Below are 26,995 nucleotides of genomic sequence, written 5' to 3'. Positions count from 1 at the left end.
TACAGTCATGTTATTCGGGCGTCTAATTCATTTTACATGACTTTTCCGCACTTTCATATTGCCGGCCCGGAGGAGATTGGAACAGCATGTCTCAACGATCAGAGGATCGCTACGCAGAAGGGCTGGCGACGCGCCGTGCCGTACTGGGCGACGCCCATGTCGACCGCGCCCTGGCAGCAACGACGCCTATCGACCGAGACTTCCAGACTTTCATCACCGAAGGGGCCTGGGGGACGGTCTGGTCGCGGCCGCATTTCAGCCATCGCGAACGGTCCATCGTGACGATCGCGCTGCTCGCCGGGCTCGGCCAGCACGAGGAATTCGCGATGCATCTTCGGGCGACGGTCAACACCGGCGCCAGCCGCGAGGACGTGGTCGAGGCGCTGATGCACGTCGCGGTCTATGCTGGCGTTCCGGCCGCCAACCACGCGCTGAAGATCGCCAAGCGGGTCTTCGGCGAAATGGACGAGGAAAGCCAGGGAGGCGTTCGATGAGCGGAGGATCCTTCTATCAAAGGGACCGGCGCTGGCATCCGCCGGCCTATGATCCGGGCTACAAGACCAGCATCACGCGCTCGCCCCAGAAGCCGCTGATCGCGCTCGACAATACCCTCTCCGAAATGACCGGCCCGGTGTTCGGCCACGAGACCCTCGGGCCCCTCGACGACGACATGATCCGGAACTTCGCCAAGGACGGCGAACCGATCGGCCAACGCATCATCGTCCACGGCCGTGTCCTCGACGAGGATGCCCGCCCGGTGCCCGGCGCCCTCATCGAGGTCTGGCAGGCCAATGCCGGCGGCCGCTACCGTCACAAAAAGGAGACCTATCTCGCGCCGCTCGATCCGAATTTCGGCGGCTGCGGCCGGACGATCTCCGGGCCCGACGGCTCCTACCGATTCCGCACCATCAAGCCCGGCCCCTATCCCTGGCCGAACGGGCCCAACGACTGGCGACCGGCGCATATCCACTTCTCGATCTTCGGCCATGGCTTCGCCCAGCGGCTGATCACCCAGATGTATTTCGAGGGCGACCCGTTGATCTGGCTGTGTCCGATTGTCGCGACCATTCCCGACAAGGCGGCCATCGAGCGGCTGATCGCGCCGCTCGACATGGCCAACACCGTGCCGATGGACGCCAGGGCCTACAAGTTCGACATCGTCCTGCGCGGCCGCCGCTCGACGCTGTTCGAGAACCGGATGGAGGGCAATTGATGGTCCAGTCTCTCGACCGTCTGAAGGAAAGCCCCTCCCAGACCGCCGGTCCCTACGTCCATATCGGCTGCACGCCCAATTTCTCCGGCATCGAGGGGGTTTTCCCGGATGATCTCGGCCGGACGATGCTGAAACCCGAGACGAAGGGCGAACGGATCCGTGTCGTCGGCCGGGTGTTCGACGGCGTCGGCACGCCGCTGAAGGACGCCCTCGTCGAGATCTGGCAGGCCGACGCCGACGGGCTCTACCCTTCGCCGCAGGAAACCCGCGGCAAGGCCGATCCGGCCTTCACCGGCTTCGGCCGCTCCGCCGGCGACATGGCAAGCGGCGAGTTCGTCTTCGACACGATCAAGCCAGGCCCTGTGCCGTTCAAGGACGGGCGCCCCCAGGCGCCCCACATCACGCTCTGGATCGTCGCGCGCGGCATCAATCTCGGCCTCCACACGCGGCTTTACTTCGGCGACGAAGAAGCTGCCAATGCCAGCGACCCGATCCTCTCCCGGATCGAGCACCGCTCGCGCGTGGCGACCCTGATCGCCCCGAAGACGATGGAGGACGGCATGGCGACCTATCGCCACGACATCTTCCTGCAGGGCGAGAATGAGACGATCTTCTTCGACATCTGACCGGCAGCCGCGTCGGCGAGCGGCACGCCGACCACGGGCCGTCTGGCCTCAGCGAAACGACGACCCGAGGGGCTGACATGAACGAGATTCCGCTGCAGTCTGCCAATCGCACGCAGGTCGTCGTCGTCGGTGGCGGACCCGCGGGCCTGCTTTTGGCGCTTCTTCTCCACCGGGCCGGGATCGAGTGCGTCGTCCTCGAACGACGGACCCGCGACTACGTTCTGTCGCGCATCAGGGCCGGTGTCCTCGAACAAGGAACGACGGACCTCCTGCGCTCGGCCGGCGTCGGCGCACGGATGGACCGGGAGGGCCTCGTCCACGAGGGCCTCGACATCGCCTGGCGCGGCGAGACCCTGCACATCGACCTGCGGGAACTCTCGGGCGGCAAGACGGTGATGGTCTATGGCCAGACCGAAGTGACCCACGATCTCTACGACGCGCTGGACGAAGCGGGCGTTCCGGTCCTGCACGAGGCCGAGGATGTCCGCCTCCACGACGTCGAGGGCGACGCGCCCTTCGTCACCTTCCGCACGATGGCGACCGGCGAACGGCGGATCGAATGCGATTTCGTCGCCGGCTGCGACGGCTTCCACGGCGTCTGCCGCGCCACCATTCCGGCGGAGAAGCTCGAGACCTTCGAGCGGGTCTATCCGTTCGGCTGGCTCGGCGTCCTGGTGCGCAAGCCGCCGATCCAGGAGGAGCTCGTCTACGCCCATCACAGCCGCGGCTTCGCCCTCTGCTCCCTGCGCAATCCGCAGCTGTCGCGCTACTACGTCCAGTGCAGCCTAGAGGATCGCGTCGAGGACTGGTCGGACGAGCGGTTCTTCGACGAACTCGCCATCCGGCTGCCCGACCGCATCGCCGCGAACCTCCAGCGCGGGCCGTCGATCGAGAAGTCGATCGCGCCGCTCCGATCCTTCGTCGCCGAGCCGATGCGCCACGGCCGGCTCTTCCTTGCCGGCGATGCGGCCCACATCGTCCCGCCCACCGGCGCCAAGGGGCTCAATCTGGCGGTTTCCGACGTTCATTATCTGTCGCGGGCGCTGATCGCCCACTATCACGAGCGCGACGACGGCTTCCTCGACAGCTATTCCACCGATGCCCTCGCCCGGGTCTGGAAGGCCGAGCGCTTCTCCTGGTGGTTCACCTCGATGATCCACCGCTTCGAGGACGACGGCAGTTTCGGCCAGCGCATCCAGGAGGCGGAGTTCGACTTTCTTGCGAGCTCCAAGGCAGCCCAGACGGCACTGGCGGAAAACTACGTCGGCCTGCCGTTCTGAGGCGAGCGCCCATGCGGCCACGGACATGAGCGCCGCCGAAAGGCCCTTCGGCCGTCAGCGCTCCTCGGGATCGTAAGCGAGCGCCGAGACCGGGACGATCTCGATCCCGCGCTGTTCCGCTGCCGGGATCCAGGCGGCGATCGCGGCGATCGACTGGTCGAATGCCGAGGCGACGCCGATCGCCGAGCCTTGCGCCCGCGCGACCTTCTCCAGCATGTCGAGCTGCTTGGTGACGGCGGCCGGATCCTGGCTCTCGTCGAGCAGCACGTTCGCCGCCGCCGTGGGAACACCGGCGGTGAGCGCCGTGTCCTTGCCGAGCGAGCGGGCCGACGAGCCGTCGTCGAGATACATCAGGCCGCGGCGGCCGAGTTCGGCGATGAACGGATCCATCGCCGATGGCTCGCCGGTGAAGCGCGCCCCCATGTAGTTCATCACGCCGACATAGTTGGTGATCTTGCCGAGCGAAGCGTAGAGGGCCGCGAAGTCTCCTGCCGCCGCCTCAGCGACGGTCAGCGTGTTCTCGCCCGGATCGACGGTCGGATAGCCGACGGGTTCGAGCGGCGCCTGCAGGAGGAGTTCGTGGCCGCCGCGCCGCGCCGCCTGCATCCAGCGATCGAGGCTGTTGCCTGCCGGAGAAAAGCCGAGCGTGACGCCGGCTGGAAACTTCTCGACGGCTTCCATGCTGCCGGTCTGGCTGATGCCGAGCCCGCCGACGACGATGGCGATGCGCGTCGCGGGCTTGCCGCTCGAAGCGCCACGATAGACGTCGAACGGCCGCCGCCCGTCGGCCGCTCGTACGGGCAGTGGGCCGAACTGGCTGTCTTCGACGAGGGCCGGATCCGGCATGTGCGCCATCATCGGCGACTGGCGATAATCGTTCGCGTCCTCAACGCGGAAGACGACATGCCCGGTGCGAGCGTCGGGGCTGATGATCGTCGGACCGGAAGGCTTCGGCAGAGGTTTGGCGACGACCGGGACCGTCGCCTCGCTCGATGCCGTCGCTGGCTCACTGGCGGCGGGCCGGGCCAATAAGTCGACGTCGCGCCGCGCCCCATGGCCGTGAAGGGCCACCTCGGTCGACCCCCACACGATCGCCACAGCACCCGCGACGACGAGGAGAGAGCCCGCCGAGGGCAGCCGCGGGATCTTGCGCCGCTGACGTCGGTCGAGCCCCAGGGGCCGATAGAGTTCACCTTCGATGGACATGCCGCAACGAGTAGCGCTTCAAGCTTTCGCGGGGCTCGCCAGTCCGTTGCAAACGCGATCATGAAAAAGCCCGGCCGCTGAGCGGCCGGGCTTCTATATCGTCACGACTGGGCGGCAGCTGCCGCCCGTGAACCGGGTCAGTTCTTGGCGTTGGTCTCGGTGTCGCCACCGGTCTGGACGCTCGCTTCGCGCTTCGGCGGGAACATGGCGTTGGTCTTCGTGCCGTTCAAAAGGTCGATCGCATATTGCAGCTGCAGATCGTCCTTCTTTTCAGGCGGCACGTAGTCGAGCGAGCCGGAGCCTTCGTCGGTCTCCTCCTGGCCCTGGATGTGGCCGCGCAGGGAGGATTCGCCGCGGGCGAGTTCGTCCTCGGCGTCGAGGCCCATCTGCTCGCGGATTTCCTGCGGCAGCGGCTGCTCGACGACGATGTCGGGATTGATGCCGCGGCCCTGGATCGAGCTGCCCGAGGGCGTGTAGTAAAGCGCCGTCGTCAGCCGCAGCGCACCGTTCTGGCCGAGCGGAATGATCGTCTGCACCGAACCCTTGCCGAAGGACCTGGTGCCGACGACGGTTGCACGGCGCTGGTCCTGCAGGGCGCCGGCGACGATCTCCGAGGCCGAGGCCGAACCGCCGTTGACGAGCACGACCAGCGGCTTGCCGTCGATGTCGTCACCGCTCCGGGCGTTGTAGCGGCGGGTCTCTTCCGGGTTGCGGCCGCGAGTGGAGACGATTTCGCCATTTTCGAGGAAGGCGTCCGAGACCGACACCGCCTCGTCGAGCAGACCGCCGGGATTGCGGCGCAGATCGACGACGAAGCCCTTGAGCTTGTCCTCGCCGACCTTCTCCCGGATGTCGGCGATGGCGTCCTCGAGGCCAATGGTGGTCTGCTCGTTGAACTTCAGGAGCTTGATGTAGCCGACGTCGCCTTCGACCGAGTGGCGCACCGACGGAACCTTGATCTCGGCGCGCGTCAGCGTCAGGCGCACCGGCTTGGTGGCGCCCTCGCGAATGATCGTCAGCGCCACCGAGGTGCCGATGTCGCCCTTCATCTTGTCGACGGCCTCGCCGAGCGTCAGGCCGCGGACCTGCTCGCCGTTGATCTCGGCGATGAGGTCGCCGGCCAGCACGCCGGCCTTGTCGGCGGGCGTCCCCTCGAAGGGCGAGACGACCTTGACCAGTTCGTCCTGCATGGTCACCTCGATGCCGAGGCCGCCGAACTGGCCGCGGGTCTCGGTCCGCATCTCGGCGGCTTCCTTGGCATTCATGTAGCTCGAATGCGGATCGAGCGAGGTGAGCATGCCGTTGATCGCCGTCTCGACCAGCTTCTGGTCATCGGGCTGGTCGACATATTGCGCGCGAACCCGCTCGAAGACGTCCCCGAAGATCGCAAGCTGCCGATAGGTGTCGGACCCGGCAGCATTGGCCACGCCCGGGCTCTGGCTGACCACGGTCATAGCCGTGGCGCCCATCAGCACACCCGCGAAAAGTATCGAAAGCTTACGAATCATTCCTCGTCCTTCCAGAGGGTTCTTGCGTCCACCACGGGCTCGGATCGACCGGCTTCCCGTCCTTGCGAAATTCGACGTAGAGGGCGGGCTCGGCTGCACCGAATTCCGCCACCTGAACACTTGCCACCCGCTGCGCGCCCATCAACGCAACCGGCTCCCCTGCCGAGACGAACTGACCACTCGATACGTCGATGCGATCCATACCGGCCAAGACGATATGATAGCCATCCCCCGCGTCGAGGATCAAGAGTTCGCCGTAGGAGCGAAAGATACCCGCATAGAGCACCCGGCTGTCGGCCGGCGCAACCACGACATCGCCTGCGCGGGACGCGAAGGAAACTCCCGTCGACGACCGACCGATGTCGTCCTTCTCGCCGAATCCGATGATCTGTCGTCCTAGCACGGGTTTCGACAAACGAGCCTTGAGTGTCGAAAATGCGGCGGCCGGCTCCAGTAACGCCGTGTTGTTTCTCAAAGCGGCGATGTCGTACTCCTCTTCGGGGGCCGATTTTTCCTCGAGCGCGGCGAGCCTGGTCGCTCCCGCGTCCGCCTCGTCGGCCGCTTCCCCTGCGCCCGTTTCAGCCTGTCCGTCCGGTGGTGCCACGGTGGCGGGGGCGGCTTCCTGAGACGCAACATCCGTCGTCGCCGGCGTCGAAGTGTCCGGTGCGGGTACGCTCGATGCCGGCTCTGTCGGTTCGGCTGTCGCCTCATCGACCGACTGCTCGTTGCCCGAAGCAACCACCCGGCCCGCCTTTTCGGCGCTCTCCTTTTGGCGCTCCAGCGCCAGCCGCTCGCGGGCGGCCGCCGCCTCACGCCTCGCCTCCGCCTCGCGCCGCCGTTCTTCGGCGAGCCGCCGTGCCTCGGCCTCGCGCTGCGCGATCTCGCGAGCCCGTGCGGCGTCGGCTTCGGCCTGCAGCGCGGCGATGAGGTCCTTCAGATCTTCCGCCTTACCCGCGAGTTCGTCGGCGCGTGCGGCCTCGGCGCGGCGTCGCTCCCGGTTGGCGGCTTCGAGCTTGCGCTTCTCCTCGAACAGCCGGTCGAGACGGGCTTCCTCCTCGCGATGCTGCTTGATCTGGGCCGCGAAACGGTCCTTCTCCGTGACGATCGAGGCCTTGACGGCCGCAAGGCTTTCCAGATCCGCGACCAGCGCCTGGGTTTCCTTGCGCATCGTCGGAACCACCGCGCCGAGAAGGATGGAGCTGCGCACAGCGCCCAGCGCATCGCGCGGCCGCACCAGGAGTGCCGGCGGCGGCTTGGCGCCCATCCGCTCCAGTGCGGCCAGGACTTCGGCAAGGACGTCGCGACGGGCGGCGAGCGAGGCGCGGATCCCGTCTTCCTCGGCGCCCAGGGCCGTCAGCCGCCCTTCGGTCTCCTGAAGCTCGCCGCTGATCTTGCGCTGGGCGTCGCTCGCCTTCTGCAGAGCCGCCGTCAGCTTGTCGCGGTCGGCTGCGATCGCGACGATCTCCTCGTCGAGGGATCGGATGGTCGCCTCGGAGAGTTCGATCCGGGAGGCGAGAACCGCGAGTTCGGCCGTGGTTTTTTCGCGCCGTGCCTCGATCGCGCTCGCAGACGGCGGGTTTGCCCCGCCCGCTACGAAGCCCGGGGCCGGGCCGATCGCTGCGACGGTCGTCTCGTCCAGCGCCGGGCTGGCAGCGGTTGCTCCCGGCACCAGCGAACAGGCGAGCAACAGCGCTCCGACCCGCGACAAGGCACGCCGGACGGCGATCCGGTACACCGAAACGCCCTCGATGCCTCCGTCGCTGTTTGCTCCTGCCCTCACGCCACTTCGCCCTGTGCTCGATCCGGCGACGATAGAATCAGGCCGTTAACAATCCATCAACCATGGCCTGGCCGCGGCGACGCCCGCCCGCGGAAACGGTCGTCCGGCTCGCCTCCCAGCCGAGAAGAACGACGACCGTCCGAACGATCCTGATAGCACGGTTCGGGAACGAGCGCCTGTGATCGAAGCGCGACACCGCTGGGCCGAGGCGACCCTTCACAGCCGTGAGTAGCGGCGTCCGCGGCAGGTCCAGCCTCGCGCGGACAGGCGCCCGAAACCGGCACGGCCGCGCCGCAGCTGCCTGCCGCATGTGGGTTTCAGGCGCGGTGATAGGGATGGCCCGACAGGATCGTGACCGCCCGGTACAGTTGTTCGGCCAGTATGATCCGGGCGATCTGGTGCGGAAATGTCATCCTGCCGAATGACAGGCACTTCTCGGCCGAGCGGGTGAAGTCCGGATCGTGGCCGTCCGGCCCGCCGAGTACGAAACAGGCCTCGCGCCGGCCGGCGTCGCGCAGCTGCGCAAGGAACGCGGCAAACTCCTCCGACGAGAGGGTGTCGCCCCGCTCGTCGAAGACGATGCGCGCCCCGTCCGGATCGAGGCCCTCGGCGAGCTTCGCAGCTTCCTCACGGCGTCGTTCGGCGACGCTCGAATGGCGCGACTCTATCGTCTCCCGCACATCGCGGAAGTCGAGCCCGACCTGCCCGCCGGTTTTGGCCAGCCGGTCGAGATAGCGCCCGACGAGGTCCTGCTCCGGGCCCCGCTTCATCTTTCCGACGGCGGCAATCGTCACCCGCATCGGCCGCGCCCCCCGGGCGGGCCGATCCGCATCCGATCGTTGTTCGCGACGATCAATGGATCGTCGCGTCTCCGGCGTCGCCGACGGTCCACATCTTCTCGATGTTGTAGAAGCTGCGGATTTCCGGGCGGAAGATGTGGACGATGATGTCGCCCGAATCGATCAGCACCCAGTCGCCGTTCTGCAGCCCTTCGACCCTGGCGGTGCCGAGACCATTCTCCTTGAGATGACGAAGAAGATGGTCGGCTATGGCCATGACATGGCGATTGGAGCGTCCGGAGACGACCACCATGTAGTCAGCGAGGGCCGACTTGCCGTTGAGATCGATGGAGACGATGTCCTCGCCCTTGGAGTCCTGGAGACTCTGCATCACGAGGTCGATGGCGTTTCCCCCGGCCGAAATGTCGGTCGTGGGCGCTTCAGAAGGAGCCGTCGTGAAGACCTCCTTCGCTTGAGCCGCTTGTCTCAGAGTTGTTTTCCCTTTCCTGGGGCCAACTTGCCGGCACCCTGATGGTCCCGGCACGGTAAATGTAGGCAATGTTCCATGTCCGTTTCAAGACGGCGCCGACGCTTCTGCACGCAGGCGTGTCGAGGACGTGGCGCTTCGCGGCCCGAACAGGAAGGTCCAGGCCGGCGCCTGACGATAGGGCAGGATTCTTGCCTCTTCCTGGGGAACCCGTGCAAAATCGTACCGGTGGGCGAAGGGCGAGGACAGCGCGGCGAAGGTCTTGCCCGGCCTGTCGACGACGACGATCGGCACCGTCTCGGCGATTTTCTGCCATTCCTGCCAGCGATGGAAGGTGGCCATGCTGTCGGCCCCCATCACCCAGACGACCCGCATGGCCGGCCGGCGGCGCATGACCAGAGCCAGCGTGTCGGCGGTAAAGCGCACCTTGTAGCGCGCCTCGAAGGCGGTCACGTCGGCCCGGGCGGGCGCGGCAAACTTTCGGACCATCTCCACCCGTTCGCCGAGGGCGGCGAGGCCGTCATGGCTCTTCAGCGGATTGCCCGGCGTGACGATCCACCAGATGCGGCTGAGGCCGAGGCGCTTCTGCGCCGTTTCCGCCACCAGGCGGTGGCCGTCATGCGGCGGATTGAACGAGCCTCCGAACAGGCCGACCGTCATCTGGCCGTTGCCGGGCGGGATCGACAACGCCGAACCCGCCGTTGCCGCGTCGAATGGCCCGGCGAGCCGCGCGTCCTCCCGCGCAGTCCCTCCTTTCCGTGTCAAGGCCGGATCTGGCCGCTGCCGCGGACGCGGTAGTTGAAGCTCGTCAGCTGCTCGACGCCGACCGGGCCGCGGGCATGCATCTTGCCGGTGGCGATGCCGATCTCCCCGCCCATGCCGAATTCGCCGCCGTCGGCGAACTGGGTCGAGGCGTTGTGGATGAGGATCGCCGAATCGATGCCGTTCATGAAGACTTCCACCGCAGCGGCGTCCTCGGCGAGGATCGCCTCGGTGTGGTGGGAGGAATGACCCTCGATATGGTCGATCGCCCCCTCCACCCCGTCAACGAGAGCAACCGAAATGATGGCGTCGAGATATTCAGTGGAAAAGTCCGCCTCGTCGGCGACATGCGCTGCCGGATACAGCGCCCGCACCTCGTCCGTCGCACGAATCTCGCAGCCCCTCGCCGCGAGCTCTACGAGAATCGGCGCAAGATGGGTCGCCGCCGCCGCCCGGTCGACCAGCAGCGTTTCCGCCGACCCGCAGATGCCGGTCCGCCGCATCTTGGCGTTGGCCGTGACGTCGACGGCCATGGAAAGATCCGCCGAGCGGTCGACATAGACGTGGCAGATGCCTTCGAGATGGGCGAAGACCGGCACCCGCGCCTCGTCCTGGACGCGGGCGACGAGCGACTTGCCGCCGCGCGGCACGATCACGTCGAGATTGCCCGAAAGCCCCTTCAGCATTTCGCCGACGGCCGCCCGGTCCGTCGTCGGCACGATCTGGATCGCATCCTCCGGCAGGCCTGCGGCGCGCAGGCCCTCGGCGAGCGCCGCATGGATCGCCCGCGAGGAGTTTGCCGAATCCGAACCGCCGCGCAGGATCACGGCGTTACCGGCCTTGAGGCAGAGTGCGCCGGCATCGGCGGTGACGTTCGGACGGCTCTCATAGATGACGCCGACGACGCCGAGCGGCGTCCTGACCCGCTCGATCTTCAGCCCGTTCGGCCGCTCCCAGGCGGAGATCGTCTCGCCGACGGGATCGGCGAGTTCGGCGATCGCCCGCAGGCCCTCGGACATCGCGATGATCCGCGCGGGGTTCAGCGTCAGGCGGTCGACGAAGGCCGCCGTCATGCCGCTCTCCTGGGCGCGCGCGACATCCTTCTCGTTCGCCTCGAGGATCGCCGGGATCGCCGCATTCACGGCATCGGCCATGGCGACCAGCGCCGTGTCCTTCTGCTTGCGCGGCGCCACGGCAAGCTTGCGGGCAGCGGCACGGGCGCGGCGCCCGATGTCGGCCATGACGGCCTCGACGGAGCTTTCGACGTCGGTCTTGTCGAGCATGTCGGCTTCTCTCTATCCGTTCGCGGCCGCGCTGCGAGCGGCCCTGTCGGCCTCGGCATCTTCGGCCATCAGGCTGGCGACTTCCGAGGCGATGATCTCGACGGCATGGCTAAGCACCAGGTCGTCGCGGTGAACCATGGCGGCCCGGGCTTCGTAGCCCAGCGCCTCGCTCACCGCCGAGGAGCGCAGGCCGGCGATCTTGCGGGCGTCGTCGTTATCGTAGGCGACGATGCCACGCGCCACTTCCGAGCCGTCGGCACGGGTGATCAGGATCGGGTCGCCGCGCGAAAACTCGCCATGGACGGAGACCACGCCGGCCGCGAGCAAGCTCTTGCCGGACGAAAGCGCGGCCACCGCGCCCTCATCGACGACCAGGGCACCATGCGGCTTGAGATGGCCGGCAATCCAGCGCTTGCGGGCTGTTCGCGGCGTGCCCGAGGCGAGGAACAGCGTCGCCCGCTCGCCGCGTTCGATGGCCGACAGCGGGTAGAGCCGCTGGCCGGCGGTGATGATCATCGCCGTGCCGGAGCCGGTGGCGATCTTGCCGGCGTCGATCTTGGTCTTCATGCCGCCGCGTGACAGCTCGGAGCCCGCCGCGCCCGCCATCTCCTCGATCTCCGGGGTGATGGTCTCGACCAAGGGGATGTGTTCTGCAAAAGGATTCTCGGCCGGCGGCGCCGTGTAGAGCCCGTCGACGTCGGAGAGAAGCACCAGGAGGTCGGCGTCGACCATGGTGGCGACCCGCGCCGCCAGCCGGTCGTTGTCGCCGTAGCGGATCTCGCTCGTCGCCACCGTGTCGTTCTCGTTGATGACAGGGATCGCGCCGAGATCGATGAGGGTCGCCAGCGTCGCGCGGGCGTTGAGATAGCGCCGCCGTTCCTCGGTGTCGCCGATGGTCAAAAGGATCTGGCCTGTCTCCAGGCCGTGCCTCGAGAGGATCTCCGAATAGGTCCGCGACAGGGCGATCTGTCCAACCGCCGCCGCCGCCTGGTTCTCCTCCAGGCGCAGGGCACCCCGCGGCATCTTCAAAAGCTTGCGCCCCATGGCGATGGCGCCGGAGGAGACGACGAGGATCTGCCGTCCCTCCTGCGTCAGCCGCGCGATGTCCTCGCCGAGCGATTCCAGCCAGGTCCGCTTCATCCCGCGATCACGGTCGACCAGCAGTGACGAGCCGATCTTGATGACGATGCGGCGATGGCCGTCGAGCGGGTTTGTCATTCGTCCCTCCCGCGATCGAAATCCTCACCGTCATGCCAGGCGGCGTCTTCGTCCTTGCGCAGTACGGCGTCGTCGGCCGGGCCGGGGGGCGGGTTGAGCCCGGCGATCTCCGCCCGCATCCGCCGCAGCGCATCGGTCATCCCCTCGCCGCTCACCGACGACAGCGCCAGCGGCCTGACGCCGGACGCCTCGGCGAGTTCGGCAAGCTTGGCCTCGCGCTCCTCGCCCTGCACCGTGTCGACCTGCGACAGCGCGACGATCGTCGGTTTCTCGGCAAGGCCGTTTCCATAGGCTTCGAGTTCGCGGTGCACGGTGCGGAATGCTTGTCCGACGTCCTCCTCCATGGCCGAGACGAGATGCAGGAGGATCGATGTCCGCTCGACATGGCCGAGGAACCGGTCGCCGATGCCGACACCCTCATGGGCGCCCTCGATCAGGCCTGGAATGTCGGCAATGACGAATTCGCCGTCGTCGACCTTGGCGACGCCGAGGCCGGGATGGAGCGTCGTGAAGGGATAGTCGGCGATCTTCGGCCGCGCCCGCGTCACCGCCGCGAGGAAGGTCGACTTGCCGGCATTCGGCAGCCCGATCAGCCCGGCGTCGGCGATCAGCTTGAGCCGCAGCCAGATCGTCATCTCTTCGCCGGCAAGGCCCGGATTGGCATGGCGTGGCGCCTGATTGACCGAGGACTTGAAATAGGCGTTGCCGAAGCCGCCATTGCCGCCCGCGGCGATCCTGTGCCGTTCGCCGATGTGGGTCAGATCGAACAGCAGCGTCTCGTTGTCCTCGGCGAAGACCTGCGTGCCGGCCGGGACCTTCAGCGTCACGTCGGCACCCTTGGCGCCGTTGCGGTTGCGGCCCATGCCATGGGTGCCGGTCTTGGCCTTGAAGTGCTGTTGGTAGCGATAGTCGATCAGCGTGTTGAGCCCGGCGACCGTTTCGATCCACACGTCGCCGCCACGGCCGCCATCGCCGCCGTCCGGCCCGCCGAACTCGATGAACTTTTCCCGGCGGAACGAGACGGATCCCGCGCCGCCATCGCCGGAGCGCACATAGACCTTCGCCTGATCGAGAAATTTCATCGTCTTGCCGTCTAATCCCGTGCGGATCGCCGTCCCCGGCACCCGCCTTTGATCCTAAATCGACGGTCGATCCCAGTGTCCGACCGTCATGCTCCCTGCCCGGCTGGACCTCCGCCGCGGCGGAAGGTGACGTCGGCCGAGGCGATCGCCACCCCGAATTTCGAGATCGTCACCCGGTTCCGGACGTTGCCGGTCTCGAGCGGCCGCATCACGTGGCGAAAGCCGAGGAGCGTGTGTCCTCCGCCTGGCGCATAACCGTCATAGGCAAGGACGACGCCATCCGCAAAGGTCCAGCCCGCAACGGGCACCGCCGGCGCCAGCGTGCCGTCGGAAAGCTCGGTTCTGACGGTGCCACGATAGGTCCCGTCCGCAAGCCGCGCCAGATCCCACCGTTGAAGACGCGACCCGTCGTCGAATTCGAACCGCTCGTCCAGCTGCAACCCGTTTCCGGAGGCCGTTCCGGCGAAGGTGGCGGTGAACGCTTCGTCGAAGATCAGCGCCGTGGTGATCGTCCCGGACGAGGTCGCGCTCCCGTCGAAGAATTCGGGGAGCGACAAGGCTCCCTCCGCCTGCGCCGCCGAACGGTCGGGCGGCCAGGTGTCGGGATCACGGAAATGGTCGGCCGAAACCACAGCTCCCACCCCGGCGACGGCCAGCAGGCCGGCGCCCGCCGCGATCCAGCCGCGCCGCCAGCCATTTTGCCGAGCGCCGGGACGGCTCATCGCGCCTCGCCCCAGGTCTTCAGCGACCGCCAGCAGTTGCGGTCGAGGCTGAAGATCTCAGAAGCGACGCGCCCCGAAGCGACGGTATCGATCATGCCGCTGCCGATGAAACGGAAACCGCACTTCCAGATGACCTTGCGCGAGGCCTCGTTGATCACCCGGCAATGGGCGGATATCTCGTCGAGGCCAAGGGCGGTGAAGCCGTAGTCGATCGCCGCATGCGCCGCCTCGGTGGCATAGCCGTTGCCCCAGTGCGGCCGGCCGATCCAGTAGCCGAGTTCGCCCCTCATCGGTCGGTTCGCATCGCACCTTATGCCGCAGAGACCGACTATTTCGCCGCCGGACTTGAGGCAAATGGCGAAGACCGTCTCATCGCTCCGGTCCCGGATGAAGCTCTCCGCGTCCTCGATCGTGTACGGCCAAGGCACCCGCGACAGCATCTTGACCACGTCGTGGTCGTCGAGCAGCGCGGCGATCGCATCGGCATCGCCGAGGCTCGTCGGCCGCAGCCTCAGCCTCGGTGTGACGATCGTGCGCGTCGGCCCCGTCCGGGGACTCCGCTCCTCCGTCATCTCTTCGGTCATCGCATGGTCCTTCCTCTCAAGCGAAAAGGGGAGACGGCGACCCATCTCCCCTTTCGCTCGATCCGTCAGGCGATGCCTGCTGGCTTCTGGAGCGCCGGGTTGATGAACCACCGGCGCTCAGAAGCTCCGGTCATTCGGCGGCTTCTGCTTTCGGCGTAATCGCGACGTAGGTTCGGCCGTTGGCCTTATTCTGGAAGGCGACGGTGCCTTCGGCCTTGGCAAAAAGGGTGTGATCGCGGCCGATGCCGACATTGACGCCCGGATGCCAGCGCGTGCCGCGCTGACGAACGAGGATGTTGCCCGGGATCACGGCTTCGCCGCCGAACTTCTTTACGCCGAGGCGCTTGGATTCCGAATCGCGACCGTTGCGCGAGGAACCGCCTGCTTTCTTATGTGCCATCGTTCTATCTCCTTGCCCTGTTCAGGCAGCGGATCCTTCGAGAGGACCCGGTGAAACTTGCGTCTTCGATGCCCGCGCCTATTCGGCAGCGAGAGCCTTGGCCTGCTCGCGCCAGTCGCCGATCTGCGCGGCGCTGAACGGCATTGCGGCGTCGATCTTCTCGATGTCCGCATCGGTGAACGCGGCGATCTGCGCGAAGGTGGTGATGCCCTGCGCATTCAGCTGCTTCTCGGCGGCCGGACCGACACCCTTGATGGTCGTCAGCTTGTCGGCCTCGCCGGCTGGCGCCTCGAACATCGGCTTGACGACGATCTCGGTCACGTCGGCGGCCTCAGCGATCTCTTCCTTCGCCGGCTTGGCAGCGGCCTTCGCCTTGCCAGACGGCGCCTTGCCGTCGGTGAGGATCTCGGTGACCCGGATCATCGTCAGGTCCTGGCGATGGCCGCGGGTGCGCTTGGAGTTCTGCCGGCGACGCTTCTTGAAGGAGATGACCTTCTTGCCGCGGGTCTGCTCGACGATCTCGGCCGCCACGGTCGCACCCTCGACGAAGGGAGCACCGATGGAGGAGCCGACCATCAGCACCTCCTTGAAGGTCACGAGGTCGCCGGCCTCGCCGGCCACGCGCTCGATGGTGAACTTGTCTTCCGGGGCGACGCGATACTGCTTGCCGCCGGTTTTGATGACTGCGAACATTTTTTCTCCGTTCGTCAGACAGGCTCTCGTACCTGAATTGGCGCGGGCCGTCTTCTTGTTCAGTCGGTTGCAGGATAAGGCGAATGGGCCATGGACGGACCAATCCCTATAGATCGGCGATGCTATAGTGACCGGCGCGAAAGAGGTCAAGGCTCGAGCGCCGTGCAAGGTGTCTCGGAGACAAAGTCCTCCCGCAGCAGCGTCACCTCGAGCGCGCGGGAATACTCTCGGCAAAGGCCGTTTCGCGCTCTCCGTCGCCGCCCGGGGGCCGCGACGAAGGCTCGGTGGCCTCGCCCGAGCTGCTGCTGCTGTCGCCCGCCCGCGACGGCTCCGACGGAGGTGTCGTGATCGAGCCGCCGGTGGGGCCTGCCTCCGGGCTCACGCCACCGCTCGGCAGTGGGGCGACCGGGCCGGCATCGCCCCGCTCCTCGCTCGGCGCACCCGGCTGGCCGGAATCGCCGGTCGCGGCGCCGGGATCGTTGCCGTCGGCTGCTCCTCCGGCCTCGCCGCCGCCCTCGGCAGGCGGCGCCGCGCCACCGTCCGCCGACGCGCCCGCTTCGGCCGGCTGCGCCGGTTCGTCGCCGCCGAGGATCAGCACCCACAGATCGTCGGTCGCCTTACGAGCCCGATCGAGGGGCAGCACCAGCTTGCCGCTGCCGGCCGCACGGGTGAGTTCGTCGCGAAGCCTTGCTGCGACACGGTCGCCGCCGGCCGCCGCGATCGAGGCCCAGCCATAGGCTCGCATGATGTTACGCGGCATCTCCGCGCCTTCGTAATAGGCATAGGCGAAGCGGCGGATCGTCCCCCAGTCGCGGGTCCGGAACGCCTCGATCTCGCTCGCCCGCTGGCGCTGCCCGACGGGCGTCCGTCGCCAGGTCGCCACCGCCTCGTCCTCCGCGCCGACGATCTCGGCCGGACTGAGGCGCCGGCCGATCGCATCAAGGCTCTCGGCGGCGAAGGCGAGCCCCTCGGCAAGCGCCAGATCGAGGGAGACGTATGTCGGCGCCAGCTTCTCCTGGGCGATCGCCACATAGGGGTTCATGGCGATCGCCTCGGCGAGCAGCGCCACCGCGGTCCGGTTGCCGTCCATTGCCGCCGGCATGATCATTTCCAGCGCCCGGCCGGCATTCTGCGGCGTGCCCCGCCCCTTCAGCAATGTCTCGGCCAGCGCCAGCACCTCGCCGAGCGGCGCGTCCGAGGCGAGTTGGAGCGCCTGCGGAGACAGAAGCGTCTGCGCCACCGTCTGCCCGTCGACGACCTCAGGATCGAGATCCTCGATGTCCTTGGCATCCGCGACGCCGTCGGTGAGCCTGGCGAGGTCGAACGGCTCGGCGGGGCGGAAAACCACCCGTAGTCGGCCGGAATCCTTCAGGAAGGCCTGCACTGCCGCCGACCAGTCACGCGCCTTCTGCTGCAAGGCGGGCGTGGCGCCGCCCGGCAGATCGGCGAACATGCCGGCGATCGCCGCGCCGGCGATGACGGCGGCCGCGCTCCGTGCAGCCTGCGGGCTCAGCCCCTGCTGCCGGCCCAGCACCTCGTAGAGCGCTGGCACGAGCCCCATGTCGGTAAAGGCGACGTCAGCCGAGGCGAGCCGCCCACGAATTTCCGGCCGGCCGCTGCCCGGTTCGCCGTCGATCCGGTCCAGTGGCGCGAGAAAGTGGAACCCCCTCAGATCGGCTTCAAGATCGAAGGCGCCGATGCCGTCGAGGCGCGCCGTCGCCTGCACGACGTAGTCCGCACGCGGGGCGTCGAGATCGAGGCCGACGGTCAGGCTGCCGACGACGATCTTCTTGCCGAGCCTGTCAAGGACCTCGCGCGTCGTCGGATCGAGCGGCAGGCCGCCCGTGTCGACGGCCACGTCGTCGAGGATCATCTGATCGGCGGCGATGCGCATCTGGCCGACCCGGAAATGGACGCTGTCCCGGTCCACTTCGAGCCCGGTCACGACCAGCGAGCGGGTGATCGGATCGTAGCGCCGGCCGTTATAGGTGATCTCGGCGAAGCTGCGCATCGAGGTGACGGCGAAGTCGAAGAGATAGGGCGTATAGGGCAGGACGAGGTCGGCCAGTCCCGCCGGATCGTCGGCGACGCGGTTCTGCTGCAGGGTCGTCTGGGCCGTGGCCGGCGCCGCGACGGACAGGGTCGCAGCCGCCAACGCGAACGACAGCGCGGCGAACTTTCCGGTCATCGTCATCCTCCCAACCGGCCGGCGTTCTCAGCGACGCTTCGGACCGGCGTTACTCTCCTGTGACACCGGCCAATCCTATCCTGCCCGCCGACGGATTCCCAACGCAGAAAATCCGATCAAGACATAAACAAATGTTTATATCCCCTTGTGGCTCTGTGTCTCGCCTGCTAAAGCCAGCGCCAACGCTCGGGTCCGATCCGCGCCCAGTTTCATCATCCACATCAAGGAAGGGAGTTCCCCACCATGAGCGAACAGACCGATTACATCGTCAAGGACATTGCCCTCGCCGATTACGGCCGCAAGGAACTCGACATCGCCGAGACCGAGATGCCGGGCCTGATGGCCTGCCGCGAGGAGTTCGGCGCCGACAAGCCGCTGAAGGGCGCCCGGATCACCGGCTCGCTGCACATGACGATCCAGACCGGCGTTCTCATCGAGACGCTGACGGCGCTCGGCGCCGAGGTCCGCTGGGCCTCCTGCAACATCTTCTCGACCCAGGACCATGCCGCCGCCGCGATCGCCGCCGCCGGCGTCCCGGTCTTCGCGATCAAGGGCGAGACCCTTGAGGAATACTGGACCTACACCGACAAGATCTTCCAGTGGCCGGACGGCCAGCCGTCGAACATGATCCTCGACGATGGCGGCGACGCCACGATGTACATCCTGACCGGCGCCCGCGCCGAGGCCGGCGAGGACGTCCTGTCCAACCCGGGCAGCGAGGAAGAGACCATCCTCTTCGCCCAGATCAAGAAGCGCATGGCCGAGACGCCGGGCTTCTTCACCAAGCAGCGCGATGCCATCAAGGGCGTCACCGAAGAGACGACCACCGGCGTCAACCGTCTCTATCAGCTGCAGAAGAAGGGCCTCCTGCCCTTCCCGGCGATCAACGTCAACGATAGCGTCACCAAGTCGAAGTTCGACAACAAGTACGGCTGCAAGGAGTCGCTGGTCGACGGCATCCGCCGCGGCACCGACGTGATGATGGCCGGCAAGGTCGCGGTCGTCTGCGGCTATGGCGACGTCGGCAAGGGCTCGGCCGCTTCGCTCCAGGGCGCAGGCGCCCGCGTCAAGGTCACCGAGGTCGATCCGATCTGCGCCCTGCAGGCGGCGATGGACGGCTTCGAGGTGGTGCAGCTCGAGGACGTCGTCTCCTCGGCCGACATCTTCATCACCACCACCGGCAACAAGGACGTCATCCGCATCGAGCACATGCGCGAGATGAAGGACATGGCGATCGTCGGCAACATCGGCCACTTCGACAACGAGATTCAGGTGGAAGCCCTGAAGAACCTCAAGTGGACGAACATCAAGCCGCAGGTCGACATGATCGAGTTCGCCAAGGGCAACCGCATGCTGCTCCTCTCCGAGGGCCGCCTGCTCAACCTCGGCAACGCCACCGGCCATCCGAGCTTCGTGATGTCGGCGTCCTTCACCAACCAGACGCTGGCGCAGATCGAGCTCTTCACCAAGGGCGAGCAGTACCAGAACCAGGTCTACGTCCTGCCCAAGCATCTCGATGAAAAGGTCGCCCGCCTGCATCTCGGCAAGCTCGGCGCAAGGTTGTCGGAGCTCACGGAAGAACAGGCAGCCTATATCGGCGTCACCCAGCAGGGCCCTTACAAGCCCGAGCACTACCGCTACTGATTTGCATCTCCCATCAAGGGCGATTCACATGGCCCGGCGAAGCGCAAGCCTCGCCGGGCCATTTCATTTTATCTTTAGTTAAATATTACGGATTGCGCCCGACTCGCCAGCCGCTAATATGTCCGAATCAAGGCTTTCCGATGCGGATTAGAAAGCCTCGACAGAGACGCGTTGAGTTCAGTCTCGATAGCGGCGGCAAAGACGAGGACAGGCTCACATGTCGAAAGACATCGGATCCGGGCGCGGGGGCGCCATCGGATTGCGAACGGATTCCGAAACGGCGAATGCACACGCGGCTCCGCCCAATGCCGTGACTGCCATCATGGCGATCCTCGCCGTCCAGTCTGTCGGGCTGATCTTCCTGCCGGAACGCGCTCTGGCCGCCGAGCCGGGCGCCGCCTTCCAACTGAGCGGGGTGCTTTCAGAGGGCGACCTCCTGCACCTTTCCGTCCTCGCCTTCGTCATCGGCGCGGTGATGCTCGCGGCGACCTTCATGGTCCGCCAGCAGGCTGTCCTGCAAGGCGAAAACGCCGAGCTTCAGGGCCTCCTCCATGACGCACACCTCAGGGCGGACGCCCGCACGGCCCTCCTCGTGGCGGGTGGCGAGCGCATCCTCGTCTTCGCCGGCACCGGGCAGCCGGAGGTCATCGGCCAGATGCCCGGCAGCAATGGCCGCATCCCCGGCGATCCCGAACGCTTCCTGATCTTCGCCGACTGGATGCCGGCCGAAGCGGTTGACCGTCTCGAAGCCGCCATCGCGGCCCTTCTGGACGATGCCAAGCCCTTCCGCATCGCCGTCGACCTCGACGCCGAGTTCGTGGTCGAGGCGGTCGGTCGCACATCGGGCGGCCTCGCAATGGTCAAGTTCACCGTCCTCGAGGGCCTGCGCAAGCGCCTCGACGAGCTGACCAATGCCCTCGCCCGGGCCGAGGCCGAGGTCGAGACGATGCAGCAGCTATTCGACCAGGCGCCCATCGCCCTGTGGATGCGCGACAGGAGCGGCCGGCTGACCTGGGTCAATCGCGCCTATGCGACGGCTGTCGATGCGCCGACGGTCGGCGACGTCCTCGAACGTCAGGTGGAATTCCTCAGCGCCCAGGACCGGCTGCGGGTTGCCAAACAGGTCGCCGAGAACCGGCCCTTCACGGCGAAGCTCTCGACCGTCGTCGAGGCCGACCGCCGCAACTTCAACGTCGTCGAGGCCCTCGGCCCGATCGGCTCGGCGGGCCTTGCCATCGACGTCTCTGAGACCGAGCAGGTCCGCATGGAGCTGCACCAGACGATCGAAAGCCAGTCCGAGACCCTGAACCAGCTCGCGACGGCCGTCGCGCGCTTCGACGAGAAGACCCGCCTGGCCTATTACAACGCCGCCTTCCAGCGCCTGTTCGACCTGACCAATGCCTATCTCGAGACCGAGCCGGACCATGTCACGCTGCTCGATCATCTGCGCACCCGCGGCATCCTGCCGATCGAGAAGCTGGTGCGCTCGGAGATGCGCGAGCAGGACCTCGCCGCCTATCGCGCCACCGAGCCGACCGAAGACATGTGGCATCTCGCCGACGGTCGGACGCTCCGCGTCATCGCGACGCCGCAGCCGCGTGGCGGCGCCACCTGGGTGTTCGAGGACATCACCGAGAAGCTGGAACTCGAGAGCCAGGTGAAGGCGACGGTCCGGCTGCAGCGCGAGACCATCGACTATCTCTCGGAAGCCGTCGCCGTGTTCGGCAGCGACGGGCGGATGCGGCTGTCCAACCCGGCCTTCGCCGACATGTGGGGGATCGATCCCGTCCACCTGGCGAAGGGCGCGCGGATTCAGGCGCTGCCCGATCACTGCCACGTGAACGTGGAGCGGACGCTCGGCCCCGGAGGCGTGGCCGAGCCCGGCCTGTCGCAAGGCTGGCGCCTGTTCGTGGAGCAGGTCACCGCCTTCGACGACCATGGCCGCGACACGTTGCGCGGCGAGATCAGCCTGTCCGACGGCGGCATCTTCAACTACACCATCGTTCCGTTGCCGAACGGTCTGACGATGCTGACCTTCTCCAACATCTCGGAAGCGCGTGCCGCCGAACTGGTCCTGCGCGAGCGCAACGACGCTCTGGAGCAGGCAAACCAGATCAAGACGGATTTCGTCCAGCACGTGAACTACGAGCTGCGTTCGCCGCTGACCAACATCATCGGCTTTTCGGCTCTGCTCCGATCGGCCGAGACCGGGCCGCTGAACGAACGCCAGAGCGAGTATCTCGACTACATCTCTTCCTCGACCTCGACGCTTCTGACCATCGTCAACGACATTCTCGATCTCGCCACGGTCGACGCCGGCATCATGGAACTGGAGCTTTCCGAGGTCGACATCGCCCGCACCGTCGAGCAGGCGGTGGACGGCGTCCGGGACCGCTTCGAGGCAGCCGACATCAGTCTCAGGATCGATCTTGCCGATGCAGGGACGAGCTTCAACGCCGACGGGCACCGGCTGACTCAGATCCTATTCAACCTCCTCTCCAACGCCGCGAATTTCGCCCCGGCCGGCTCGGTCGTCGGCGTCCGCGCCTGGCGTGGCGACGGGCAGATCTCCTTCGAGGTGTCCGACGACGGGCCGGGCATCGCGACGAACCAGATCGACAAGATCTTCGAGCGCTTCGAGGCCGATCCGAGCGGCGGACGACAGTCGGGCGCCGGTCTCGGCCTGTCCATCGTCAAGAGCTTCGTCGAGTTGCATCATGGCCACGTCGAGGTTCGCTCCATGCCGGGGTCGGGCACGGCGGTGATCTGCCATTTCCCGCTCGGCAATTTCCCCCCGGACGAGGACAGCGGCCGCTCCGAACGGTTCAGGGATGCCGCGGAATGATCGCGGCGACGGGGCTTCCCCCATCCGCCCCGCCGATGCACGCGGCGAAGCCATGAACGACGAGAACGAAGCGAAACCTGTGGCGAAACAGTTGGGCACCGCCGTCGATATGGAGAGGGAAATCGCCCGGCTGACGCTTGCCGACGCGAGCGCCACGGAGCGTCTCGGCGTCGACCTCGCGATGGTGGCGAGGCCCGGCGACGTCGTCGCCTTGTCCGGCGATCTCGGCGCCGGCAAGTCGACCCTCGCCCGGGCCTTGATCCGGGCCCTCGCCGACGACGCGGATCTCGAAGTCCCCTCGCCCACCTACACGCTGGTCCAGCCCTACGAGACCGAGCCTCCGGTCGCCCATTTCGACCTTTATCGCCTCGGTTCCGGCGAGGAGCTCGTCGAACTCGGCTTCGCCGAGGCCGCCGCGGCCGGGGTCGTCCTCGTCGAGTGGCCCGACCGCGCGGCCGAGGCCCGCGACGCCGCGACCATCGTCATCGACCTGTCCGTGACGGCGGATGGCGGCCGCCTCGCCGTCGTCGCAGCGACCGGCGCAGCCCAGCCCCGCGTCGAGCGCACTTTGGCCATTCGCCAATTCCTCGCCGCGGCGGGCTTCGATACCGCCCCGCGCCGGCGCTTCTTCGGCGACGCATCGAGCCGGCGCTACGAAACGGTCGCTGCCGGGACGAACACCCTGGTCCTGATGGATGCGCCGCGCCAGCCGGACGGCCCGCCGATCCGTGACGGCCTGCCCTACAGCCGGATTGCCCATCTCGCCGAGGACGTGACGCCCTTCGTCGCCATCGGGACGGCGCTGAAGAAGGCAGGCTTCGCCGCGCCGGCCATCTACCGCGCTGATCTCGACCGGGGCCTGCTCCTGATCGAGCATCTCGGCGCCGGGCAAATCATCGACGCGGAACGACGACCGATCGCCGATCGCTATCTCGAGGCCGCCCGCTTACTTGCCGACTTCCATGGCGTCGCCTGGCCGGGCGAGCTTCAGGTTCCCGGCGCCGGCATCTACCGCGTCCCTGCCTACGACCGCCGCGCCATGACGATCGAGGTCGAACTCTTGCTCGACTGGTACATCCCGGATGCCTTCGGCCGTCCGGCGAGCGAGGACGAGCGGGCGCTCTTTGCAGAATGCTGGAACGCCCTTTTCGACGAACTGGAGCAGGCAGAGACGAGCCTCGTCCTGCGCGACTTCCACTCGCCCAACGTGATCTATCGCCCAAACGCCGAAGGCGTGCACAGGATCGGCCTCATCGACTTCCAGGACGCGCTGATCGGTCCCTCGGCCTACGACGTCGCCTCGCTCGCCCAGGATGCGCGGGTCGACGTTTCGGCCGAGCTCGAAGTCGCGCTGACGGCAGCCTATGTCGCCGGCCGGCGCGCCGAGGATCCAACCTTCGACGCCTTCGCCTTCGAACGCGACTACGCCATCATGGCCGCCCAGCGCGCATCGAAGATTCTGGGAATTTTCGTCCGCCTTCTCAAAAGAGACGGCAAGCCGCAATATCTACGTCACATACCGCGGCTTAAGGGATATCTCGGCCGGACGCTGGGCCATCCCTCCCTGTCCGCCCTCAGCCATCTTTACGGCACCTGGGGCCTCGTCGACGAGACCGGCCCAGGGCGCTACCGCTCGAACGACTGAAAACACCATGCAGATCGCCAAGACCAGGACCCGCCTCAAGCCGAAGACCGCGATGATCCTCGCCGCCGGTCTCGGCAAGCGCATGCGTCCGATCACCTCCACCATGCCCAAGCCGCTGATCGAGGTCCGCGGCCGCGCCCTGATCGACTACGGTCTCGACGCATTGGCGCGCAACGGCGTCGAGACGGTGGTCGTCAACGTCCACTACATGGCCGATCTGATGCGCGCCCATCTGCGGAAGCGCCGGGACATGGAGATCGTCGTCTCCGACGAAACCGACATGCTGCTCGATTCCGGCGGCGGCATCGTCAAGGCTCTGCCCGAATTCGGCACCGATCCGTTCTACGTGCTCAACGCGGACACGTTCTGGATCGACGGCTACCGGGACAATCTCGATCTTCTCGCCGAACTCTGGGACTCCGCCCGGATGGACGTCTCGCTGCTGATTGCCGAGATGCGCCACTCCACCGGCTACGACGGCAATGGCGACTTCGTGATGGATCCGACCGGCCGGCTCTCGCGGGTGCCCGAGCGGGTGGTCTCGCCCTTCATCTATGCCGGCGGCGCCATCCTGAAGCCGGAGTTGTTCGAGGGCATGAAGGCCGAACGCTTTTCGCTGAACCGGATCTTCGATCGCGCGATCGAGGCCGAGCGGCTCTACGGCGTCCGGCTCGACGGCGTCTGGATCACCGTCGGCACCCCCTCCGCCATTCCGCTCGCCGAAGCCGCCTTCCTCGCCAGCGCCGCGGCGTGAGTGAACGGGTGTCCGCGCTCGCCAGCAGATGAAGAAAGGGGCGGCCGAGCCGCCCCTCCCAGATCACTGATGCGCCAGCACCGCCAGCAATAGCAGCGCCACGATGTTGGTGATCTTGATCGCCGGGTTCACCGCCGGGCCCGCCGTATCCTTGTAGGGATCGCCCACCGTGTCGCCGGTGACGGACGCCTTATGGGCGTCGGAGCCCTTCATGTGGCGCACGCCCGCCGCATCGACGAAGCCGTCCTCGAAGGACTTCTTGGCGTTGTCCCAGGCGCCGCCGCCGGAGGTCATCGAGATCGCCACGAAGATGCCGGTGACGATGACCCCGAGCAGCATCGCGCCGACCGCCGAGAAGGCCTGGCTTTTGTCCGAGATCAGATAGACCGCGAAGTAGACGACGATCGGTGCCAGCACCGGCAGCAGCGACGGCACCACCATCTCCTTGATCGCCGCCTTGGTCAGGAGATCGACCGCCCTTGCATAGTCCGGCCGCTCGGTGCCCGCCATGATGCCGGGCTTCTCGCGGAACTGCCGGCGCACCTCTTCGACGACCGAACTCGCCGCCCGGCCGACCGCCGTCATCGCGATGCCGCCGAACAGGAACGGGATCAGGCCACCGAGCAGGAGACCGACGACGACATAGGGGTTGGTGAGCGCGAAGTCCGGCTGGACACCTCGGAAGTACTCGAAACCGTTGCCGGCCTCGGCCTGCTGGACGAAGTACTGGAGGTCGTAGTTGTAGGCGGCAAAGAGCACCAGCGCGCCGAGGCCGGCGGAGCCGATGGCATAGCCCTTGGTCACAGCCTTGGTGGTGTTGCCGACCGCGTCGAGCGCGTCGGTCGAGCGGCGCACGTCGGCGGGAAGACCCGCCATCTCGGCGATGCCGCCGGCATTGTCGGTCACCGGGCCGAAGGCGTCGAGGGCGACGATCATGCCGGCGACGCCGAGCATGGCGGTGACCGCGATGCCGGTGCCGTAGAGGCCGGCGAGCTGGTAGGTCGAGATGATGCCGGCGACGATGACGATCGTCGGCAGCGCCGTCGCCTCGAGCGACACGGCAAGGCCCTGGATGACGTTGGTGCCGTGGCCGGAAACCGAGGCCTCCGAGATCGAACGCACCGGCCGGAAGCCGATGCCGGTGTAGAACTCGGTGATCCAGACGATCAGCCCGGTGACGGCGAGGCCGACGATGCCGCAGATGAACAGGTTGAGGCCGTTGATGGTGATGCCGGCCGAGGACTGGCCGACGTCGCCGAAGCCGACGGTCGCCCAGGTGGCGGCGGCGAGGCCGACGATCGACAGGATTGTCGTCACCCACAGGCCCTTGTAGAGCGCGCCCATGATCGAGCCGTTGGCGCCGAGCCGGACGAAGAAGGTGCCGATGATCGAGGTGATGATGCAGGCGCCGCAGATCGCCAGCGGATAGATCATCACGCTCTCGATGACGGTCGAGCCGGCGAAGAAGATCGCCCCGAGCACCATGGTGGCGACGACGGTCACCGCATAGGTCTCGAACAGATCGGCCGCCATGCCGGCGCAATCGCCGACATTGTCGCCGACATTGTCGGCGATGGTGGCCGGGTTGCGCGGATCGTCCTCGGGAATGCCAGCCTCGACCTTGCCGACGAGGTCGCCGCCGACGTCGGCGCCCTTGGTGAAGATGCCGCCGCCGAGGCGAGCGAAGATCGAGATCAGCGAGGCGCCGAAGCCGAGCGAGACCAGCGCGTCGATGACCGTGCGGTCGGCCGGCTGGAAGCCGAACCAGGCGGTCAGCGCCAGGAAATAGAGGGTGACGCCGAGCAGCGCGAGGCCGGCGACGAGCATGCCGGTGATCGCACCCGACTTGAAGGCGACGCCGAGGCCGGCGCCGAGCGAGCGGGCGGCCGCCTGGGCGGTGCGGACGTTCGCCCGGACCGAGACGTTCATGCCGACGAAGCCGGCGAGGCCGGACAGGATCGCGCCGATGGCAAAGCCCGCGGCGGCGTAGAGAGACAGGAGCAGCCAGGTCAGCGCGAAGACGACGACGCCGACGATGGCGATGGTCGTATATTGCCGGGCGAGATAGGCCTGAGCGCCCTCGCGGATCGCCCCGGCGATCTCCTGCATGCGGGCCGAGCCCTGATCGGCGGCAAGAACGGAGCGTGTAGCCCACATGGCGTAGACGAGCGCCAGCAGCCCGCACAGCGCCACGACCCATAGAATTGTCTGCATGCCGTTTCCTCGCTTGGTCGCAGGCGCTCGGCCGGCGACGATCCCTTTTATGGCTTCGTGAGCCCCGGCCGACTTGCTCCCC

The 26,995-nt window shown here is 67.1% G+C and carries 23 protein-coding genes; 8 read left to right on the top strand and 15 right to left on the bottom strand.

Features of this window, described 5'->3' with window-relative positions:
• Nucleotides 1-86 precede the first annotated feature (86 nt).
• The 4 genes from pcaC (at nt 87) to pobA (ending at nt 3,119) form a co-directional block, all read left to right on the top strand.
• Entirely contained in the window at nt 87-494 is a 408-nt protein-coding gene (gene pcaC, locus GTK09_RS01115; protein ID WP_163460639.1) for a 4-carboxymuconolactone decarboxylase, read from the top strand.
• Nucleotides 491-1,213, top strand: coding sequence for a protocatechuate 3,4-dioxygenase subunit beta (pcaH, locus tag GTK09_RS01110; protein WP_163460638.1), 723 nt, complete (start codon nt 491-493; stop codon nt 1,211-1,213). Before pcaC ends, pcaH begins: the two co-directional genes overlap by 4 nt.
• The gene (gene pcaG / locus GTK09_RS01105; protein WP_163460637.1) at nt 1,213-1,839 is read left to right on the top strand and encodes a protocatechuate 3,4-dioxygenase subunit alpha; all 627 of its coding nucleotides are present in this window, start codon (nt 1,213-1,215) and stop codon (nt 1,837-1,839) included. The genes pcaH and pcaG overlap by 1 nt, the downstream gene beginning before the upstream one ends.
• A 77-nt stretch (nt 1,840-1,916) precedes the next feature.
• The gene (gene pobA / locus GTK09_RS01100) at nt 1,917-3,119 is read left to right on the top strand and encodes a 4-hydroxybenzoate 3-monooxygenase (RefSeq protein WP_163460636.1); all 1,203 of its coding nucleotides are present in this window, start codon (nt 1,917-1,919) and stop codon (nt 3,117-3,119) included.
• A 54-nt stretch (nt 3,120-3,173) separates the two neighbouring features.
• Here the strand turns inward: pobA and GTK09_RS01095 are convergent, their stop codons facing one another.
• The 14 genes from GTK09_RS01095 to GTK09_RS01030 form a co-directional block, all read right to left on the bottom strand.
• Entirely contained in the window at nt 3,174-4,325 is a 1,152-nt protein-coding gene (locus GTK09_RS01095; RefSeq protein WP_163460635.1) for a divergent polysaccharide deacetylase family protein, read from the bottom strand.
• Between the two features lie 137 nt (nt 4,326-4,462).
• Complete coding sequence (locus tag GTK09_RS01090) at nt 4,463-5,833, bottom strand: S41 family peptidase (RefSeq protein ID WP_163460634.1); 1,371 nt, start codon at nt 5,831-5,833, stop codon at nt 4,463-4,465.
• Nucleotides 5,823-7,613 carry a murein hydrolase activator EnvC family protein gene (locus GTK09_RS01085; protein ID WP_163460633.1) on the bottom strand — a complete coding sequence of 597 codons (1,791 nt, stop codon included), beginning with the start codon at nt 7,611-7,613 and terminating at the stop codon, nt 5,823-5,825. The genes GTK09_RS01090 and GTK09_RS01085 overlap by 11 nt, the downstream gene beginning before the upstream one ends.
• 317 nt (nt 7,614-7,930) lie before the next feature.
• Nucleotides 7,931-8,413, bottom strand: a complete 483-nt coding sequence (gene rlmH / locus GTK09_RS01080; protein WP_163460632.1) for a 23S rRNA (pseudouridine(1915)-N(3))-methyltransferase RlmH — start codon at nt 8,411-8,413, stop codon at nt 7,931-7,933.
• 52 nt (nt 8,414-8,465) lie between these two features.
• Nucleotides 8,466-8,936 carry a ribosome silencing factor gene (rsfS, locus tag GTK09_RS01075; RefSeq protein WP_376767935.1) on the bottom strand — a complete coding sequence of 157 codons (471 nt, stop codon included), beginning with the start codon at nt 8,934-8,936 and terminating at the stop codon, nt 8,466-8,468.
• A gap of 30 nt (nt 8,937-8,966) precedes the next feature.
• The gene (locus GTK09_RS01070; protein WP_163460950.1) at nt 8,967-9,539 is read right to left on the bottom strand and encodes a nicotinate-nucleotide adenylyltransferase; all 573 of its coding nucleotides are present in this window, start codon (nt 9,537-9,539) and stop codon (nt 8,967-8,969) included.
• Between the two features lie 101 nt (nt 9,540-9,640).
• A complete protein-coding gene (locus GTK09_RS01065) occupies nt 9,641-10,924 on the bottom strand; it encodes a glutamate-5-semialdehyde dehydrogenase (protein ID WP_163460630.1) in 1,284 nt (427 codons plus the stop codon).
• Between the two features lie 12 nt (nt 10,925-10,936).
• Nucleotides 10,937-12,142 carry a glutamate 5-kinase gene (proB, locus tag GTK09_RS01060; RefSeq protein ID WP_163460629.1) on the bottom strand — a complete coding sequence of 402 codons (1,206 nt, stop codon included), beginning with the start codon at nt 12,140-12,142 and terminating at the stop codon, nt 10,937-10,939.
• On the bottom strand, nt 12,139-13,224 hold the full coding sequence (obgE, locus tag GTK09_RS01055; RefSeq protein ID WP_163460628.1) for a GTPase ObgE: 1,086 nt from the start codon (nt 13,222-13,224) through the stop codon (nt 12,139-12,141). The genes proB and obgE overlap by 4 nt, the downstream gene beginning before the upstream one ends.
• A gap of 86 nt (nt 13,225-13,310) precedes the next feature.
• Nucleotides 13,311-13,946 carry a DUF3833 family protein gene (locus GTK09_RS01050; RefSeq protein WP_163460627.1) on the bottom strand — a complete coding sequence of 212 codons (636 nt, stop codon included), beginning with the start codon at nt 13,944-13,946 and terminating at the stop codon, nt 13,311-13,313.
• The gene (locus GTK09_RS01045; protein WP_246217627.1) at nt 13,943-14,530 is read right to left on the bottom strand and encodes a GNAT family N-acetyltransferase; all 588 of its coding nucleotides are present in this window, start codon (nt 14,528-14,530) and stop codon (nt 13,943-13,945) included. The genes GTK09_RS01050 and GTK09_RS01045 overlap by 4 nt, the downstream gene beginning before the upstream one ends.
• A gap of 130 nt (nt 14,531-14,660) precedes the next feature.
• The gene (gene rpmA / locus GTK09_RS01040) at nt 14,661-14,930 is read right to left on the bottom strand and encodes a 50S ribosomal protein L27 (protein WP_163460626.1); all 270 of its coding nucleotides are present in this window, start codon (nt 14,928-14,930) and stop codon (nt 14,661-14,663) included.
• A gap of 78 nt (nt 14,931-15,008) precedes the next feature.
• Complete coding sequence (locus GTK09_RS01035) at nt 15,009-15,623, bottom strand: 50S ribosomal protein L21 (RefSeq protein ID WP_163460625.1); 615 nt, start codon at nt 15,621-15,623, stop codon at nt 15,009-15,011.
• Between the two features lie 202 nt (nt 15,624-15,825).
• Nucleotides 15,826-17,811 carry an aq_1923 C-terminal domain gene (locus tag GTK09_RS01030; protein ID WP_163460624.1) on the bottom strand — a complete coding sequence of 662 codons (1,986 nt, stop codon included), beginning with the start codon at nt 17,809-17,811 and terminating at the stop codon, nt 15,826-15,828.
• A 243-nt stretch (nt 17,812-18,054) separates the two neighbouring features.
• Here GTK09_RS01030 and ahcY point away from each other — a divergent pair, with 243 nt between their 5' ends.
• The 4 genes from ahcY (at nt 18,055) to GTK09_RS01010 (ending at nt 24,699) form a co-directional block, all read left to right on the top strand.
• Nucleotides 18,055-19,455 carry an adenosylhomocysteinase gene (gene ahcY, locus GTK09_RS01025; RefSeq protein ID WP_163460623.1) on the top strand — a complete coding sequence of 467 codons (1,401 nt, stop codon included), beginning with the start codon at nt 18,055-18,057 and terminating at the stop codon, nt 19,453-19,455.
• 217 nt (nt 19,456-19,672) lie between these two features.
• The gene (locus GTK09_RS01020; RefSeq protein WP_246217626.1) at nt 19,673-22,300 is read left to right on the top strand and encodes a PAS domain-containing sensor histidine kinase; all 2,628 of its coding nucleotides are present in this window, start codon (nt 19,673-19,675) and stop codon (nt 22,298-22,300) included.
• A 109-nt stretch (nt 22,301-22,409) separates the two neighbouring features.
• On the top strand, nt 22,410-23,945 hold the full coding sequence (gene tsaE, locus GTK09_RS01015; protein ID WP_163460947.1) for a tRNA (adenosine(37)-N6)-threonylcarbamoyltransferase complex ATPase subunit type 1 TsaE: 1,536 nt from the start codon (nt 22,410-22,412) through the stop codon (nt 23,943-23,945).
• A 7-nt stretch (nt 23,946-23,952) separates the two neighbouring features.
• Entirely contained in the window at nt 23,953-24,699 is a 747-nt protein-coding gene (locus tag GTK09_RS01010; protein WP_163460622.1) for a nucleotidyltransferase family protein, read from the top strand.
• Nucleotides 24,700-24,762: 63 nt separating this feature from the next.
• Here the strand turns inward: GTK09_RS01010 and GTK09_RS01005 are convergent, their stop codons facing one another.
• Nucleotides 24,763-26,913 carry a sodium-translocating pyrophosphatase gene (locus GTK09_RS01005; RefSeq protein ID WP_163460621.1) on the bottom strand — a complete coding sequence of 717 codons (2,151 nt, stop codon included), beginning with the start codon at nt 26,911-26,913 and terminating at the stop codon, nt 24,763-24,765.
• Between the last annotated feature and the right edge of the window lie 82 nt (nt 26,914-26,995).

Source organism: Jiella pacifica, assembly GCF_010500815.1.
GTDB classification, from domain to species: Bacteria; Pseudomonadota; Alphaproteobacteria; order Rhizobiales; family Rhizobiaceae; genus Jiella; species Jiella pacifica.
This window is presented reverse-complemented; position numbering and strand designations above follow the sequence as displayed.